We start from the raw sequence: 18034 nt of genomic DNA on the forward strand, positions 1-18034 counted from the left end.
GGAATTACGGTGTGATCTCATACTTCTTGATTTTATGATTGAGCGTACTTACAGGGACAGCAAGAGATTCGGCGGCTTTTCGGGTTTGCCAGTTAAAACGCTCCAAGGTTTTGATAATGACATCCCGCTCGTACTGATTGACCGAATCTTTTAATGAGCCGGCGTCAATCTCGGGTAATTCAACCTCAAAAATGGTTTCTTCGGGGATATCAGCGGGAATAAAGGTATCCATTTCGCCCAGTTCCAGTGTGTCTACCGTTTCAAAATCCGACAGCAAAACCGCCCGTTCGATGACATTTCTCAGCTCCCGCACATTTCCCGGAAAGCCGTACTCCAGTAGTTGCTTGCGGGCTTTTTTGCTCAGCACAGGTTCGCTGTCCAGTTGCATTTTCTGGCTGGTATGGGCAATGAAATGCTCTGCCAGTGGCAGAATGTCTTCCTGACGTTCACGCAGTGGCGGCAGATTAATCGGGAAGACATTCAGCCGGTAAAACAGGTCGGCGCGAAACTCGGCTTTCTGAATTTTATCCATCAGATGACAGTGCGTTGCCGCAACCACACGAACATCAATACTGCGCTCTTCACTGGAGCCAATGGCGCGGAATTTACGCTCCTGCAGCACACGTAGCAACTTGGCCTGGAGCAGCAGAGGCATATCACCAATTTCATCAAGAAACAGTGTGCCGCCATCGGCCGCTTCAAACAGCCCGATTTTGTCTTTATCGGCCCCGGTAAAGGCGCCTTTTTTATGGCCGAACAGCTCCGACTCAAGGAGTTGTTCCGGAATAGCCGCACAGTTCTGCGCGATAAAGGGCTTATCTGAGCGATTGGAATTGTCGTGAATATAGCGGGCAATCACTTCCTTACCAGCGCCGGTTTCACCTCGCAGCAGCACATCAACCGGTAAGGTCAGAATGCGTTGCAGCCGTTCCAGTACCTGGCGCATCGGCTCGCTTTCCGCAATCGGCCCATCATAATTGGGCTTTTTACGGGCTTTCAGCTGCTGATTTTCACGGTTAAGCGCCGCATTGTCAGCTTCTAAATTGCGCAGGCTGGTGTGGTAGGTATCCAGCAGGGTGGCCTGACGAATACTGGTGCCAGCCAGTTTGGTAAAGACAGACAGCGACTGTTCATCGTCGATCAGACACAAGTCGAACAACACCAGTAATCCAACGGTCAGGTTCTGGTGATCTTTCAGCGGCCAGGCCAGCAGGTTGGTACTGTGCAGACCCATGGCGGCTTCATTCTGATAAATCAGATCGCAGTTATAGCCGGAATAGGTGTACAGATCGTTGATCAGAACGATCTCGCCCGAAGTGATGGCATAACCAAAAGGGTCATTATCTTTGAGCATATCCAACTGCATGGGCAGCCAGATGTGGTCAATAATGGCTTGCTCGTGTTTATGTACGCTGAGGGGAACTAATGCCTGCCCGGTTTGGTCCAGCACGTACATGATACCGTGCTTCGCCTGAGTCAGTTGACGTGCCGCGGCCAGAATGGCGTCCATAGTGGACGCCAGCTGTGTACGGTCTGACAAGGTCTGACTGATTGCCAGTAACAGGTTATTGAGTTCTCCAGAATTAACTGAAGGCATACTCGATCGATCCTTGTTCATCAACAGAAACTGTCAGTGTGGTATGAACACTTTCTTCACCCTGATGCCCCAGCAGTTCGTTGGAGAGCTGAGGCAGAAGCTGACGGTTGATCACGGCATCGATATTACGCGCACCGGTTTCGCTCAGTCGGCAATGGCCCAGTACAAAATCAACCAGATCCTGTTCAAAGGCCAGCGTCAGATCGTGATTGGCTTTCAGGCGGGCGCCGAGTTTGCCCAGCTTGTGCTGAATAATGTCGGTCATCGCCGCATCGGCCAGTGGCAGATAAGGGATCACGTTCATGCGGGCCAGCAGTGCCGGCTTGAAATAGCGGTTCAGTGTCGGACGAATGGCATCAGCAATCTGCGGTGCGGTGATGTCATCGCTTTGCTGAGTCAGCGCTTCGATTTCTTGCGTCGCCAGGTTACTGGTCATCAGGATCAGGGTATTTTTGAAATCAATTGCCCGGCCTTCACCGTCGTTCAGCGTGCCCTTGTCGAAGACCTGATAAAACAGGTTCATGACTTCCGGATCGGCTTTTTCCACTTCATCCAGCAGCACCACAGAATACGGGCGCTGACGGACAGCTTCAGTCAGCATACCGCCTTCACCATAACCCACATAACCCGGCGGTGAACCGATCAGGCGCGAAACAGTGTGCTTTTCCTGAAATTCCGACATGTTGATGGTGGTCATAAAGCGGTCGCCACCGAACAGCTGATCCGCAATAACGCGGGCTGTTTCCGTTTTACCCACACCACTCGGACCGACCAGCAGGAAGACGCCCATAGGGGCATCCGGATTCATCAATCCGGCTTTGGCGGCGCGGATGCCTTCACTGAGCGAGCTGATCGCAAACGGCTGGCCCTTGATCACGCTTCCGAGTGATTCATCTAGTTGCAGCACCGACGACGACTCGTCTTTTAAGACCTTACCGACAGGCACGCCAGTCCAGTCTGCGATAACCTGACTGATTTCTTCGGGGCCAACTTCAAAGTGAACCAGCACTTGGTCTGTACGGCAGGCATCCAGTGCTTCCTGACAACGCAGAATGGCAGCACGAATCGAGGCCTCATCCATATCGGCTGCGCTGCTATTTTCTGCATAGCCATTTGCTGCATGGCTATCTGCTTCACCTTCAGCAGAGGCGGTTTCTTCGGCTTCGCCAGTAGCGATGTGGAGCTTCTGGCGCAGGCTGATCATTTCATCGATCAGCGATTTCTCCTGATGCCACTGGGCTGTCAGTGCCGTCAGTTCTTCTTTTAAATCAGTGATCTGGTTTTCAATCTGCGGGATAAGGGAAGCGTTTTTCTTATCGCCGGTTTGTTGCAGCTCGTCGCGCTTCAGACCTTCCAGTTCCCGGTTGAGCGAGGCAATTTGCTGTTGCAGGCTTTCAACCGGCGCAGGAGTTGCTCGCAGACTGATATTGACGCGGGCGCACGCGGTATCGAGCACATCAATGGCTTTGTCCGGCAGCTGACGACCTGAGATATAGCGAGAAGACAGCTCGGCCGCACAGGCGATGGCATCATCACGCACATAAATATTGTGGGCTTTTTCATAAGCCGGACGCAGGCCGCGTATGATCAGCGCAGCTTCTTTCGGTGAAGGCTCGTCTAACTTCACCAATTGGAAGCGGCGGGCCAGCGCCGGATCTTTTTCGAAGTATTTTTTGTATTCCGACCAGGTGGTCGCCGCGATAGTTTTCACTTCACCCCGCGCCAGCGCAGGTTTGAGCAGGTTCGCCGCGTCACTGCCGCCAGCCTGATTACCGCCGCCAACCAGCGTATGGGCTTCATCAATGAAAAGAATAATCGGCGTTGGTGAGTTTTTGACTTCATCAAGAACGCCATTCAGACGTTTTTCGAACTCGCCTTTTACGCTGGCACCGGCTTGCAACAACCCCATATCCAGGCCGAACAATTCGACGCCTTTGAGGATATCCGGCACATCGCCTTCGACAATCTTCAGCGCCAGGCCTTCTACCACGGCGGTTTTGCCGACACCCGGTTCACCGACAGCAATGGGATTATTCTTACGGCGACGGGCGAGAATATCGATGATCTGGCGAATTTCACGATCGCGACAGAACACAGGGTCGATTTTACCTTCACGGGCTTTCCCGGTGAAATCGATGGTGAACTTACTTAATGCAGTCCCTTCCTGACGCGGATCGCTGCTCTCGGTATTGGCAACCTGCGCTTCGATCGAATCTGCGGTGAACTGATCAAAGTTTCGTTTCAGGGTTTCGCTGTTGATTGGTTCAAACAAGCTCTGAATGTCATGCTGGCCGTAACGCACCGGATTTTTAACCAGTGTCAGCAGCAATGCGCCGGTTCGGATGTGTTGCTGTCCTAAGTCGATGGATGACATCAACCAGGTTTCCTGCAGCCATTCAATCAGCAGGGCAGAAAAGACAGGTTTACCGCCGGCGGATTTCTCACTGCGCTGCAGCGAAGCATTCAGGGACTGACGAATTAAATTTTCGGAGCAGTCAAAACTTGCAAGAATTAAGTCAAAATCACTGTTTGGGCGTTCAAGCAGACTCAGCAGGTAATGCTCAATCGATACTTCCGTTGAACGTTCAGAAACAGCGAGTGCGGCTGCATCTTCCAGTGCGACTTTCGCAATAGGATGCAGGCGTTGAATCAGAGAAGCTAAATTTACGTTAATCATAGGCCCATCAAATTCGAATCAGGTAAAGCCCGGATTATAATCAGATTTTAAAAAGCCCGATGGCTGAAGCCAGTGCGATAAGTCGCTGTATTAGTGACTATTTTAATACTTGGTGGCAATTAGCCTGGGTGCATTGTAATAAGGGGTTTCACTATGAGCTTTTTCATAGGAAAAAACACAGTAAAGGCAGGTGATTTAACGGATGTCGAAAAATGTGGCAGAGGTTTAAGAATTCACTAAATAAGCGAGAACTGACCAGATAAATTGGCGTTGATATAAAAAGAAGAATGACAGTTAAAAGAAAAACAGGCATGTGAAAATAGTTGCTTCAAATTTCGGGTTTAAAAAACAAAAAATTAGAAAATTTTCCAAAAAGTTGGCAACAAAAATGAGTTTAAAATTTACCAAAAATCGTAACTCGTTGTTTTTAATGGTAATTAAAAGTTGGCACGGTGGTTGCAATATATCAATCATCGCAAAGAGCAGCGTTATGTTCTACTTATCGAAATTACTAAAATTTAAGGGAAAGTGATTATGCCAACTCCAGCTTATATGTCTATTCATGGTGAAACTCAGGGCCACATTACGAAAGATGCTTACACTGCAGATTCTGTCGGTAACACTTGGCAGGAAGCGCACGTTGACGAATTCCTGGTTCAGGAACTGGACCATGTTCTGACGGTTCCTCGTGACCCACAAAGCGGTCAGCCGACTGGTCAGCGTGTTCACCGTCCAATTATCGTGACCAAGCAACAAGACCGTACTTCACCATTGCTGTTCAACGCATTGGTCAGCGGTGAGAAGCTGCCAGAAGCTTACATCAACTTCTACCGCACTTCGACGCAAGGCAAGCAAGAGCATTACTACACCATCAAACTGATCGATGCACTGCTGGTTGATATGCAAACCCGTATGGCTCACTGCCAGGATGCATCGACTTCTGACCGTGTGGTTGAAGAAGTCCTGAAACTGACTTACCGCGCGATTGAAGTGACTCACGAAGTTTGTGGTACCGCAGGTAACGACGACTGGCGTACGCCGCGCGAAGCGTAATAACGCCGATTCATGGGGGCCGGTTCAGGCCCCTTTTGTCATAGTTGTATCAGGTAAAAGTAATGAGTAATCCGGTTCAATTTTCGTTCTCTATCGAAGAAACAGAACACGAATTTCGTGTTGAAGAATTTAAGATCACCGAGCGTCTGTTTCAACCTTTTGAAATTAACGTCACATTGCTTTCACGTGATGCAGATATTGCTTTTGAGGACGTGATTCGCAAAGCAGGGGTGCTGCAACTTTTTGGCCAGGGAAGCGGTGTGTCCCGTGTTTTCCATGGCACAGTCAGTGAAGCCCGCTTCCTGGGCACAGGTCGCCAGTTCAGCCGCTATGAGTTAAAGCTGGTGCCCGATCTCTGGTTTCTGACCCAGCGGCAGGACTGCCGTATTTTTCAGGATCAAACGATCAATGAAATCATCGAAGCCGTGCTGGAAGAAGCCGGTGTTACAGCGGTACGTATGCTTGCCGATGCGGGCGAGAAGCAGGAATATATTCTGCAGTACCACGAGACCGATCTGGAATTTATCCATCGTCTGATGTCTCAGCATGGCTTGTGGTATTACTTCGATCATACCCACAGCGGCCATGAACTGGTGATTGTGGATAAGAATGAACTGGTCAACGCGCTGCCCAGCACTGCCGAAAACGCCACTTTGATCCCCGGCGCCGAGCAAACGCCGATTCTGTATCATGCCGACTCGGGCGGGGTGCCGGATCGCGAGCATATTTTTGACGCCGATTTTGCCACCCGCGTGCACACCGGAGCGGTTTCACAGAACGACTATAACTACTTAACGCCTAAAACCCGTCTGATGGCGGATGTTCCTGAATCGGATGAAGCCGAGGTCTATACCGATCTGGCTGTGTACCGTTATCCGGGACGTTACGGTCAGCAACCTCAGGGTAAGCTGCAGTCTGATTATCGCCTGTCAGCCCATAAGGTATCCGGCACTGAGCTGAAAGCGACAACCTGTGTTATGCGGTTGATCCCCGGTTACAGCTTCCTGATGGAACGCCATCCGCGCCAGTCTCTGAACCGTGATTTCATCCTGCTGGAAGTAAAGCACGAAGGCAGTGATCCGCAGGCTCACGCGGAAGAAGCCGGGGATGAACCCACCACCTATCACAACGAAGTGATCGCATTCCCTGCCGACATGACTTACCGGGCTCCCGCCTTACCGGCACCTGTTGTGGAAGGCCCGCAAACCGCAGTAGTGGTTGGTCCGGCGAACGAAGAAATCTATACCGACAACCTGGGCCGCATCAAGATCCAGTTCCATTGGGACAGATTGGGTGCGTCGGATGAACACTCAAGCTGCTGGGTACGGGTCAGCCAGAGCCTGGCCGGTCCGAACTGGGGCGCGGTTTTCCTGCCACGTATCGGGCACGAAGTGGTGGTCAGCTTCCTGGAAGGTGATCCGGATCAACCTTTGGTCACAGGGTCGGTTTATAACGGCCTGCATCTACCGCCTTATGATTTGCCGCTCAAGAAAACCCGCACCACCTTGCGTTCTAAAACGCATAAAGGAGAAGGGTACAACGAGATCAGCCTGGATGATGAAACTAATCATGAAGAGCTGTATCTGCGCGCGCAGAAAGATATGTCGGTGAAGGTGCTGAATGACCGTTTTGAAGACATAGGTAACGATGATCTGCTGACAGTCGCACGACATAAAACCAACGAAATTGGTCAGAATCAGCAAGAACTGATCAAAGGTACAAAAACCACGGAAGTAAACGGCACCTTCACCGAAACTGTGGATGGCGACGTCACTGTGACATACAACAGTAATGAAAGCGTGACGGTTGTGAAGAATGCCAAACTGGCGGTAAATGAAAACCGTACCACGACGATCGGCAAGAATGACGAGCTGGATGTCACGGGGAATCAGACTTTGTCAGTGACCGGAGCGCGGCAAAGCCAGGTGACAAAAGATGACAACCTCACTGTTGAGGGGAATTCCACGCTCACAGTGACGGGAAATATTACCTCTGATTCGAAGAGTACCACTCAGATCATCAGTAAAGACAAGATCGTCCTCAAAGCCGGCCAGTCACAACTGGTGCTTAACAGTGACGGCTCGATTCAGATCACAGGCACGTCTATCTCGATTAATGGTTCAGATAAAGTGGTTGTTCAGGGCGGAAAAGTATCGGTGAACTAATGCAAAAGCAGCAGACACAAAGCCATTTCATGATTGAATCAGAAGCCGGGGAATCCCCGGCTCCTTTACATGCCCGTTTCGGCCATATTCTGGCGATTGAAGGGGACAGTGTTCGCGTCATTTTCGATGGCTGCGATATGGCATCCGGTCTGGCTGCCAGGCTTGGTCGCCAGTTTAACCGGGTTGAGCTTGAGCTGGCTGTACAGAATTCACTGTCGTGCCGCATTGAATTCATTGGTAATGATCCGAATTTGCCTCTGGTCACGGACATTTTCTTTTCGCTGATTGAACAGCGTGATGAGCTGGTGCTGAAAGCGAAAAATATCCGCATTGAAGCTGAAGAGCAGCTGATTGTTGCCAGCCAGGGTGCAAAAACGCACTACGACGGAAAAAACAGCCGGGTAACGACGGAAGCTAAATACATCAACAGCCAGGCGGAAAAATCCCAGAAAATTCAGGGTGCGATAATAGCGATTAACTGATAGGCGCCAACATGATGATCAGCCAGATTAAGCCTGAAGTGTCAGGTTTTAGCATTCTTACGGAAGAGGATTTGCAGCAGCTGGCCGCGGCGATGAAGCAGGCGGTTGAGCGCGCTGAAGCCTCTGCACCGGGTATACAGGGTTTTGCACGAGAGAAAGCCGATAATGCTGCAGAAGCAGTGCGCTTCCTGCTGGCTCAGCGTCATCGTGCTCTGGACAGCGGTTTACCTGATAGCGACAGCCGTTATTACCATTTGCTGAACAAGAAACTGGCTCGGTTGATGGCGGTGTTTGTGGCGCTCTTTCGGGTTGAGCCTGGCTATGTATATCCGTTGGCCGACACCCATCCCCAGGTGCTGCTATGGGTGCTGAGCTCAGCAGAGATTGATCCGCTTGATCCGACTGCGGGGAAATTATCATTACTGCTGGCCGACAAACTGCAGGCACAGATGTGGCTGGAGACGGTTTCGCTGGCGACATCCGCACAGCTGATTGAAACATTGCAGTCCGCGGCCATCAGCCAGATCCCACAGTCTGAACTGGCGATGCGTGCTTTGGTGCGCCGTCATGAACTGAATGCTGAGTTTGCCACCAAGTATATCCGGGATGGCTCGGCGAAAGTGAGCGAGCTGGCCCGGCATCAGCTGGCCTGTTCAGGACACGAGGCCGGCATGAACTGGGTGATAGAACATGGCGATCCTGCTCAGTCTTTATTTACCCATTTGCTGGTGCGAAAAGACAAAGTTGCCTGGCTTCGTGGTGACATCCTGCCCCAGAAAGAGGCATTTCAGCAGGTGGATGAATACGCCATTTTGAATCGCCTGCCAGAATCTTTCACGCTGCCCGATTTCGGGAATGACAAACACGCTTATCTGAAAGCGGCGCTGGCAGGAGATCCTGACTCCGTGACGCCTATGATTGCTCAGCTCAGACAGTCGGAAGATGACAATCAGGCTGAAAACTATTTGCATGCCCTGTTGCTCATCCTGGGCAATCAGATGCCGGTGAACAGCAGTGAGCTGGGCGTGACCTGTAACGCACAAGAGGCGGCTGATATTCTTGAGCCTTGGTGGAATAGTAAGCCGTTAGCCCTGTCACCCATGATGAGAATGGGCGGCTCGCTGAGTTATGCCACCAGTATCGATGTGCTGAAAAGCGCGTCCATGCCTGCCTTGTTTCGTACCTGGGTCTGGCGGGATTTATGCCTCAATGGCGGCATTTATGTGCCTTATGACCCCATGAGCTGGCCGGAAAAACAACGGCGGGCCATTCATACACTTTCTAAAAACAGTACTGCATCGGAGCGGTATAACCAGAGGATGCGTGATGCAGCTGTGGGACGTTGAATCTAATTTACCTTACGCCATGAAAGGGCAGTTTGTGCGTGATCATCACGGACAGACCGTATGGGTGGTGTGTTTAAAAACCGGCTGGCAGCAGTGTGATGGCCAGTGGCAGCCAGTACAGACGCAGCCAGAGATCCATTCAACCCCTGTGTTTGATGGTGAGCCTGGCTTCTCAGCCATGATGGCGGATCAGGACTTTGCCGTCAGTAAAACCAATACAGACGTGTTGGTGAAAGGGCACGCCCGGAGCCTGGGCAAGAAACCCGTGACCCGTGTGCAGTGCCGTTTGCTGATAGAAGAGCATATCGATAAAACCCTGACGGTGGTGGGTGAGCGCCAATGGATCACTCAGGCCGGTCAGGTGGATGTCACTGTCCCCGCCCCTTTTATCGAGCGTCCGGTGACGTATGCCCACGCGATAGGGGGAGACGATCCTCGTAACCGGATTGGCTGCGGGGTTGCAAACAAAACGATGGATTTGCTGACCCAGCCTGTGCCTTCGGTATTCTATTTGAAACAGGACTGGCAGCCAGATACCGCAAAGGTGCAGCCTGCCGGGTTTGGTCCGCTGGCTGTCTTTGACGCGGCGCGTGCCCGTCTGGCGGGGACGTTTGATGAGAAATGGTCAGAAGAACGCCGCCCGCTATATCCGGTTGATTTTTCGACGGCCTTTTACCAGTCAGCGCCTGTTGACCAGCAGACAAAAGGGTTACTGGCTGGCGGTGAGCGCATCATCGTGTCTGGTTTCAGTCATGAAGAGACGCTCTATTTTACGTTACCGCGGCGCACTTTTGTTGCCGATGCGGCGTTTGGCAGCCAAAAGCGCCAGCAAACCATGGCGCTGCATACCTTATCCGTGGATGCCGATACCTTGATGGTGACGGCCACCTGGTCGGCTGCATTTCCTTGTCAGGGACAGGAGGCTGACTTAGTCAATACTGTTATTACTGAAGAAAAGGCTGTTGTATGAGTTTATCCGCTGCTCGTTACATTCTTTGCGCAGATGCCGTCACCGCGGCGGGTTTCAACCTGGATATTTCTGTTGCCGTGGCGCAGGCAGATTTGGACATGTACGAGACCCGGCCAGTGGCAGATGACGACAGCAAAGCGACGGTTGCGCCAATCACCTATCTGGATGCTGAAGAAAACACGGCCGACAAATACTTTGCCATGCTGGCCCTGCTAGTGAGCCAACTGGCGGTGAACCTGCCGGGCAGCCTGCCGCCAGTACCGCTATATGTGCGTATGCCACAAGCCATCACGCAGTCGCAATTGGATAACTGGTATCAAATCTGGCGTCCTGATAGCGGCTTAGAAAAGGTACTTGGCCGGGTGGTGATGAGTCATCACACAGAACATACGCATTTTTCTGATGTGTTAAGAAGCCTGAATGAAGAAGAAGTGGTGATGGCGATCTCTCTGGATTCCCCAATATCGGCACTGGATGCGCTCTCACAGCGAAATCTGCTGCAGACGGCTCAGCATCCCTGGGGAGTGATTGCCAGCGAGGGCGCAGCAGGGGCCGTACTGGCATCGCGCAGTCTGGTCGAAGCATTGAAATTAACGCCACAGGCCAGGCTGGACAGCTGGCACTGCGAGCAGGGTTCGGGCGAGCAGTTGATGTCTAGTGCCCTGCGCAAACAAAGCAAATCCGTGGATGACTTTGGCTTGCTGTTCAGTGATATGACCAACCTGAGATCTCAAAATGAAGAGTACGGTTTTGCCATTGGTGCCAGAGGTGAACGGCTGACCAATCCCGAACAGCTTGTGCTCAGTCACAGCTTGTGGGGCTATCTGGGCGAAGCCTCATTGTTTGCCACTCTGGCATTAGCGCTGTACCACAGCGACAGCCAGCGGGTGCGCAGTGTGTTCCTGTTCGGGGCCAATGTCAGCCGGGCGATGATGACGTTCGCCCTGTCGGAACCGAACACGGCAGTCACGTAAAGCGGTAACTCAATGAGCCAAAACAGAAATTATTTTTTGGCTCAATACCACAAAGTGACATTTTTAGGTGGGAGAGGCTATTAAATCAGTTGATTAGGGTATTCAATCTGATAGGGTTTTCCGCTGTACGTCTTGATGACCGTACCCAGTGTGTTCATGTACTGAACAGAGATTAAAAAAGAGCCATGCTGGGCTTATTCGTTGGTCTGTTATCGCACAGCCGCCGACAGCACGAATAAGCGCACACTCGCTGCGGAGAGCGTCATCATGATGTACTGCCATTGTGGGCTGATTCAGCAACCCGATAGCCGATACACCTTCTCACACACAATTAATCAAGGTCCGATGTTTTCATGCCCGGACACTATTCCTGGTTCACTCATGTTGGCCGCTGGTAAGCGCTTAGCTTCTCGCTGTTGTTTTCCTTCAAGCCTAACGTGGTTTAGTTTCGCCAAAGCGAAGAAAAACGAGAAAAAGTAAATGAAAAAAGTGAGATATGTAAAGGCGAATTATACGCCGCTGGAAGACATCACCCCGTTGCCCCGCAATGTGGTCAATCAACCGATAGAACCTGTACCAGAGCACAAACTGGTGGTGGAACTGGCCGGACAGTGGCAGGGAAACCGGGCGTATTTTCAGCTTGCTAAAACCGAGATGCAGGATCAGAAAATCACCCGGCCGATAGCCGATGTGAAAACAGGTCACAGAACGCTGGCAACTTTTAAAGCCCTCGAAAACGAAGCCAAAAAACTCTATATGGTCGTGCCCTTACAGGGGCTACCTCAGCCGTTGACTTTCTTACTGGCCGATAATTTGATGCCGGTAGAAAAAGAAGCGGACATGGATGAATGGGAAACGGTTTTGATCCCTGTCCGTGCTCTGGCCTATCTGGATAGTAGCAAAGACAAGGATAAAGCCGCGGAATTAAAAGGCGGCTATTTGTATGTCTTCTGGAAAGGTAAACTCTGGCGCGAGCTGCAAGTCACAGAGTTTGGCTATTACAAAGATATTGATAGCGAATATTACCGTGTAAGAGATCAGCAGGAAAGGCAGAAAGAACAGCCTGTCATTGAATACCGTGAAGCGAATGGATTCGATCTGCCGCAATTCTGGGTACCGTATAAAATTGCCGGTGAAGTTCAGGCCGGTGAGAATGGTGTCAAAGTTATTTACTCTCCAAGGCAGATGAGTTTTATTGAAATTGAAAAGATTGAATCTTCTCCTGAAGAGCTGTCTAAGAGAGCGGTTTCACTCGACGAATTAAGTATTTATTCAAATTCAAAGACTTTCAGTGAACAAGATAATTCACAGTTAATTAGTTTGGCAAAAGTTTCATCAATGGATACTAAACGGCCATGGTTTAGTTCATCAAATACAATTCTTAGTAATTATCAGGATAGCAATACGCCAGTAATATTTTTAACTGGTGGCATAAGTTATGGAAAAGGAATAGTTCTTCAAGATCAGTATGGAAACCCATATTCTAATAGTCCGTATGAATTAAAGTATGGTGAAAAAAATATAAAAGGAGAAACTAATGACGATGGTTTTGTCCCTTTTAACTTTGAAACTGATGAAAAACAAGTTTTTATCTCATTTATGCCAGACCCTGAAAATGAACATGTTCAGAAAAGAATGGTAGTAAAATTGAATAGCATGTCAGAAGTTAGTGAAACTGTTGGCCTTCAACAAAGATTGATGAACCTGGGTTTGTACTGCGGGAATATTGATGGTCAAAGTGGAGTGAAAACAGAAAATGCAATTAAAGAGCTTCAATTTTCTCATCACTGTGAGATAACAGGCGAGAACGATAAAGAAACTAATAATATCATAAAAAATATTGAAGCTTACTAATTTAGGAGTTGGGCATGAGTTTAGAAAACTATCAAGTTAATTATGACTTGGCATTGAAAGATTACGAGTACAAACAGGTTCTTTTGAATAAGATCGAAGAAAAGTTAAAAGAATTCTCATCAGACAATGATGAGAATAGAATAATTAAATTTAGGGCAGAGTATCAAGCAAGAATAATAAAAGAGGAAATTTCTGCCATTGAGAGATTTATTCGGAGGACTGTCAATAAACATAAATCTATTAATCCTTATGAATTTTATCAAGAGGATTTAGAGTTAAATATTGATACTTTAGAGTCACGTAGCGTTCAGTATAGTGAAGAATTTGAAAAATGCTTATTGATCACTGAAAAGGATGGCGCAGTATTAGATCCTAAAGAATGGCACCTTGATACCAGTAATGCTCAATTCCCTAAGTGGTTTGTTCCGATTGTAACTCGTACAGTGACACAGCATCAGGAAGTAGATGGAACAATAGAAACGACTGTCGCATCGTATGAGAGAAAATGGGATTATAGCCTGACTCAGTTTTATTATGCTGATGATGAAACCATTATTAAAGATCGATTCATATTATATTGGCAGTTAGATGATGATTATGGATTAAATTCAGCCGGTTATAACACATCCAGACTGAATGCTGCATACGTAAATAGTAATGGCGAAGCGACAAAAATAAGTTCGGAATCATCGTTTCTTGACACTGAAGAGTCCGCAGAGTCAGATTGCTTTGTTTTGAAGCAGTTAATGCATCCAAAACACTTATTACGAGATAGTGACACTTACTATTATAGTTTGACGGAAAGTAGAATTAATTTAAGCAATCCTACAGCATTTCTATTGTACCCACTTGATCAGACACTTTTCAAATCAAAATCGCTTGATAAATTAAATCAGGTGAAAGTTACTAATTATGTGAATGATGATAATCTTCAGGATAAAAAGGTTATCTATGAAGGAAAGGCAGAGAGAGCACCTGAAAAAATCTATTTGCACTGTACTTTACCTGAGTGGAACTACCGACTTCGTAATGTTCTCGGCGAACTACAGATGCAAATTAATGAATATAATTTAATTTGTGCACCGCATTACAGCAAACTGAATGTACTCAATGACATGGAAGAACTCCTAGAGTTGCACCAGCGTTTTGGTACAAACGATGATTTAGAAAACAAGAAGAATGAGAAGGAATTATTAAGCTCAGTTAACAACCTTAGAAGTGCAATTAGAACTGCTATTGAATGTCCAGAGGATAAATATCCAACCTTTGAGTATTATACACAAAAACGTCATATTGATTTAAAAGCTGAAGAACTATTTTATCTGTTGAAATCTCCAGCGCTGTATGCTGAATTAAAAAGTTATATTGAGAACTCTGCCGATAAAGACGCATCTGAGATCAAGATGTATTCTGGCCCATATATGGATGAAGAATACGGTTGGCATGCAATATTTGAAACTATTGCAGAGTGTTATGCAGCTTTATCTCATTCCGAAATTTATGGTGAGAAGATTTGGAATGAAGATATAAATTTTGGAGTTGAACTACTTGCTAACTATACCGATGATCAGGCATATAAAGAAATTTGTGATTTATGGTTTGGTGTTGCTCGTAATGAATTTGTAGACGAAGGTGAAATAATTCCAGGATATTTGAGAATTCAAAGTGAAAGTTTAAATTCACTTAAAGAAAAAAGTGAATTTAATCATGAATCAATTTTTTCATTAATTTTATCAAATTATCAATCGCTACTTAAACCTTATTTAAGCCATGTAATTCCTGGCCCTGGTGCACCTTGCACATTACAGGTTGTATTAAGTTGTTATCAGCCTTATATATATAATAAGATTAAAATCGCACTAGCGAATGATGCAACTTATCACATAAGGATTTTCAGAAGCGTATTATGTGTTTTTAATGTTTTAAATCCAAAAGATGGAAAAACAAAACTTGCAAATGGTTTAATGACAGTTACGGATTTGTTTAAATCATTTGTTGTAACAAGGTCAATTGATAAATCAAATAAGCGTGCTTCTGATACCTTGAGAGAAATTAAGGGTTTTATAGAAAAGGCTGATGAGAGTGATGGTAATAGTAAAGCATTCTATGATGCAATAAATCAAAAAAACCAGTTGCAGCCGCAGTTGGAAAATCTATTTATACGATGTTTAACTTGACTTTGAGTATACAGTCTTTACAAGCACTGTCAGAGAAAGCAAAAGTTGAAGATTGGCCTTCAGAACGGGTGTATTTAGAGTATCTTAATGGATATTTAGACATCACAAACGCAATTGGATCCTTTTCTGGTTCAACTTCTATGGCAATTGCCGCAGTAATTGAAAAAGCTAAATTCAGTGTTTATACCGGTAATCTCAGAAGCAATTTATTAAATGCTGGAAAAAACATATCAGCATTATTAGATAAATTAGCAATACCTTTGGGTATCGTGCAAACTGTTGTGTCATTGTATTATGTTGCTGATCATTTAGAAAATGGAAAATATAAGGAAGCTGTTCTGGCGGCAGGGAGCGCAGCTTCAGGACTACTTTTAGTCTCTGGTTATATATTGAGAACAGGGATATTAATACCTGTAGCCACGATTCTGGGGCCAATTCTCGGAACTATACTTATTATTGTAGGTACAATTGTAAGTGTAATTTTATTAGCGATTGAAGTCGCTGAAATGATTTGGAGATTTCTATCATCTAATTCACAAGACTTGCTCGAAGAATCTTGGTTGAAGTTTCAAGCCAAGTTACCACCGTTGAAAATTGATGTGTTGAGAAGATATGATCTTATTTCAAATTCAATAGATATGAGAACCGGTAATATAGTAAGTATGCGTTCTAATGAGATATATGATACTGAGTACGATATAATAAAAATTTATAACGACAATCCTTACGATATGTACAAATCATGTGAATTAACGAAAGATATAATAAAAATTATTGATGATTTACATGTGGAAGAGTTGATATTTGATCAAGGTGTTGACTTAGGCGATTTGACTTGGCATGCCATTATACCACTTTATGTGAAAAATAAATTTGATGTTGAGGGGATCACAGAACTTGTCGATTTTGACTTGGGTGATTTTGACGGTATAAACAATGTTGAAAAATTAATCGAATATTATGAAACTGTAAAGTCAGATGAGGAAAAAGATCAGATTATATACATTGATGAACGGAACATTGAATTAAAAACTAAAATATCAACCTTACTAGAGTTGGGATCATTTGATCCAAAGGATAGTGAAATTTTCTACGGTTCAGAACTATGGAACAATGTATATTTTAATCATGATTTTTAAATTGATGAAGTTATAAATTAGTTCTCTCATGAATAAAATAAAGGGGGTGGTGCATCACTATTCTCTTTATAATTAATAGAGTTTTTTCTTTTAAAAAGTGTTATTTTGTGAAATAATATTTTTATTTATTAACTTGGTGTTACTCTTATGTCTTTAATGGTTAAATTTTTATTGTCTATTGTCTTTTTTCTATCTTCAAGTGCATATTCTAATACATTAAGTTTTTTTGATGATGATGTGCTGAGTAAAGATGTTGTAATTGTAAGAGATTCATTTGAAGATAAAGGTTTCAACGTATATATCGAAGGGGAGAATCTTGAAGTTGAAAACTTTTTGACCAATTATAGTGATAGAAAATTTGAGAGCATGCCTAAAGTAAAGGTTGATGAATTTAAAAACTTTGTACCTATTCAAAGTTTGAAAAATGCTATTGTTCTTAATCGTGATGGACAAGTTAAAATGTTGAGTATGATTAGACCTGAATATTCTGATCTTGCTAGTATAAAAGAATTTGTTAATCTGAATGCATTGTATATTTATGGCTTAGAAGCAACAGAACCATTGGATTTAACACCATTTAAATATTTAAAATACTTGAAGGTGTTTGTTAATAATTCAAGTGAAATCATATTTCCTGAAAAGAACTCATTAAAAACGATAAATATTATAAACTCTGAGATTAAAAACATAAGTGGCTTAAGTCATTTAAAGCAACTTGAATCATTAGAATTAACTTACACAAAGTTAACTAACCTGAATGGATTAGATAAGTTAAGAGAAATTAAAAGACTAAATCTAGCGAATGTTGGTGAAGACTTTATCGAGAAAATATCGTTTAACAAGCAAGAGAAATTAGAATATTTGACGTCAACTGGACAAAATTTATTTAATGTAAAACAGATTGGCAACCTTAAAAATATAAAACATCTTACTTTACTTAGAATAGATAGTATGGATGATGTTGATTTGCCTGAAAAACTAGAATCATTGTTAGTGAGAAGATTAAATTCAAATGTATTTCCTCAAATAGAAAACTGTGAAAACCTGCATTTCTTAATGATCACTGATGCAAAGTTCACATCAGTGCCAGATTTGAAGCGTTTAACTAAATTGAAGAAAGTTAAACTGGAAAAAAATCAGTTGAGCGATATTTCTGGTTTAAGCAAGTTAGCTAATTTAGAAGAATTATATCTCAAAGACAATAATGTTACGCAGATTTCAGATCTTGCAGGACTCAAGAATCTGAGGCTTCTTGATTTGGAAGATAATCAGATCAAATCTGTTTCTGGATTAAAAGACATGCCTTCGTTAAAAGCGGTGAATTTTGAAAATAACCCTGTAGAAAGTGTTGATTTTGAAATGGTTGATCAGTTTAAGGGTGTCATGTTTAACATCTCTGAAACGCCATTCCACGAAACTTCTACGTTAGAGCAGAGAAAGCGAATGGGCATGTACTATTGATTTAAATAGCTGTATAAAAATTAATTCTTTCTTGTGAAGTTAACCTAGATATTCTCCCTTTAGTATGTCGAGGGAGAATACTATTAAAAATTTTAACATTATCGGTTTTCCAGAAGGTAAAGTGAGACAACTACGTCCA

Annotated in this window: 12 protein-coding genes; 10 read left to right on the forward strand and 2 right to left on the reverse strand. The window is 45.3% G+C overall.

The window, feature by feature from the left end; translation table 11 throughout:
* Nucleotides 1–4 precede the first annotated feature (4 nt).
* Together P4S53_RS06270 and tssH are read right to left on the reverse strand one after the other, a co-directional pair.
* Nucleotides 5–1597, reverse strand: a complete 1593-nt coding sequence (locus P4S53_RS06270; protein WP_337111913.1) for a sigma 54-interacting transcriptional regulator — start codon at nucleotides 1595–1597, stop codon at nucleotides 5–7.
* Nucleotides 1584–4274, reverse strand: coding sequence for a type VI secretion system ATPase TssH (tssH, locus tag P4S53_RS06275; RefSeq protein ID WP_337111914.1), 2691 nt, complete (start codon nucleotides 4272–4274; stop codon nucleotides 1584–1586). The genes P4S53_RS06270 and tssH overlap by 14 nt, the downstream gene beginning before the upstream one ends.
* Nucleotides 4275–4808: 534 nt before the next feature.
* On the opposite strand from tssH, the gene P4S53_RS06280 reads away from it, so the two are divergent.
* The 10 genes from P4S53_RS06280 to P4S53_RS06325 all read left to right on the forward strand — a co-directional run bounded on the left by P4S53_RS06280 (nucleotide 4809) and on the right by P4S53_RS06325 (nucleotide 17895).
* Complete coding sequence (locus P4S53_RS06280; RefSeq protein WP_046222587.1) at nucleotides 4809–5327, forward strand: Hcp family type VI secretion system effector; 519 nt, start codon at nucleotides 4809–4811, stop codon at nucleotides 5325–5327.
* Nucleotides 5328–5389: 62 nt separating this feature from the next.
* Nucleotides 5390–7492, forward strand: coding sequence for a type VI secretion system Vgr family protein (locus tag P4S53_RS06285; RefSeq protein WP_337111915.1), 2103 nt, complete (start codon nucleotides 5390–5392; stop codon nucleotides 7490–7492).
* Nucleotides 7492–7974 (forward strand): hypothetical protein, encoded by a 483-nt coding sequence (locus P4S53_RS06290; RefSeq protein ID WP_337111916.1) that lies wholly within the window; start codon nucleotides 7492–7494, stop codon nucleotides 7972–7974. The genes P4S53_RS06285 and P4S53_RS06290 overlap by 1 nt, the downstream gene beginning before the upstream one ends.
* Before the next feature lie 11 nt (nucleotides 7975–7985).
* Nucleotides 7986–9320 carry a hypothetical protein gene (locus tag P4S53_RS06295; RefSeq protein ID WP_337111917.1) on the forward strand — a complete coding sequence of 445 codons (1335 nt, stop codon included), beginning with the start codon at nucleotides 7986–7988 and terminating at the stop codon, nucleotides 9318–9320.
* Nucleotides 9301–10290 carry a DUF2169 family type VI secretion system accessory protein gene (locus P4S53_RS06300; RefSeq protein WP_337111918.1) on the forward strand — a complete coding sequence of 330 codons (990 nt, stop codon included), beginning with the start codon at nucleotides 9301–9303 and terminating at the stop codon, nucleotides 10288–10290. Before P4S53_RS06295 ends, P4S53_RS06300 begins: the two co-directional genes overlap by 20 nt.
* A complete protein-coding gene (locus P4S53_RS06305) occupies nucleotides 10287–11264 on the forward strand; it encodes a hypothetical protein (protein ID WP_337111919.1) in 978 nt (325 codons plus the stop codon). Before P4S53_RS06300 ends, P4S53_RS06305 begins: the two co-directional genes overlap by 4 nt.
* A 480-nt stretch (nucleotides 11265–11744) precedes the next feature.
* Nucleotides 11745–13118 (forward strand): peptidoglycan-binding protein, encoded by a 1374-nt coding sequence (locus P4S53_RS06310; protein ID WP_337111920.1) that lies wholly within the window; start codon nucleotides 11745–11747, stop codon nucleotides 13116–13118.
* Between the two features lie 14 nt (nucleotides 13119–13132).
* A complete protein-coding gene (locus P4S53_RS06315; protein ID WP_337111921.1) occupies nucleotides 13133–15295 on the forward strand; it encodes a hypothetical protein in 2163 nt (720 codons plus the stop codon).
* Nucleotides 15283–16434 carry a hypothetical protein gene (locus P4S53_RS06320; protein ID WP_337111922.1) on the forward strand — a complete coding sequence of 384 codons (1152 nt, stop codon included), beginning with the start codon at nucleotides 15283–15285 and terminating at the stop codon, nucleotides 16432–16434. The genes P4S53_RS06315 and P4S53_RS06320 overlap by 13 nt, the downstream gene beginning before the upstream one ends.
* Before the next feature lie 147 nt (nucleotides 16435–16581).
* Nucleotides 16582–17895, forward strand: coding sequence for a leucine-rich repeat domain-containing protein (locus P4S53_RS06325; RefSeq protein WP_337111923.1), 1314 nt, complete (start codon nucleotides 16582–16584; stop codon nucleotides 17893–17895).
* Nucleotides 17896–18034: the final 139 nt, after the last annotated feature.

This window comes from Photobacterium sp. Hal280 (assembly GCF_037162255.1).
Taxonomy (GTDB): domain Bacteria; phylum Pseudomonadota; class Gammaproteobacteria; order Enterobacterales; family Vibrionaceae; genus Photobacterium.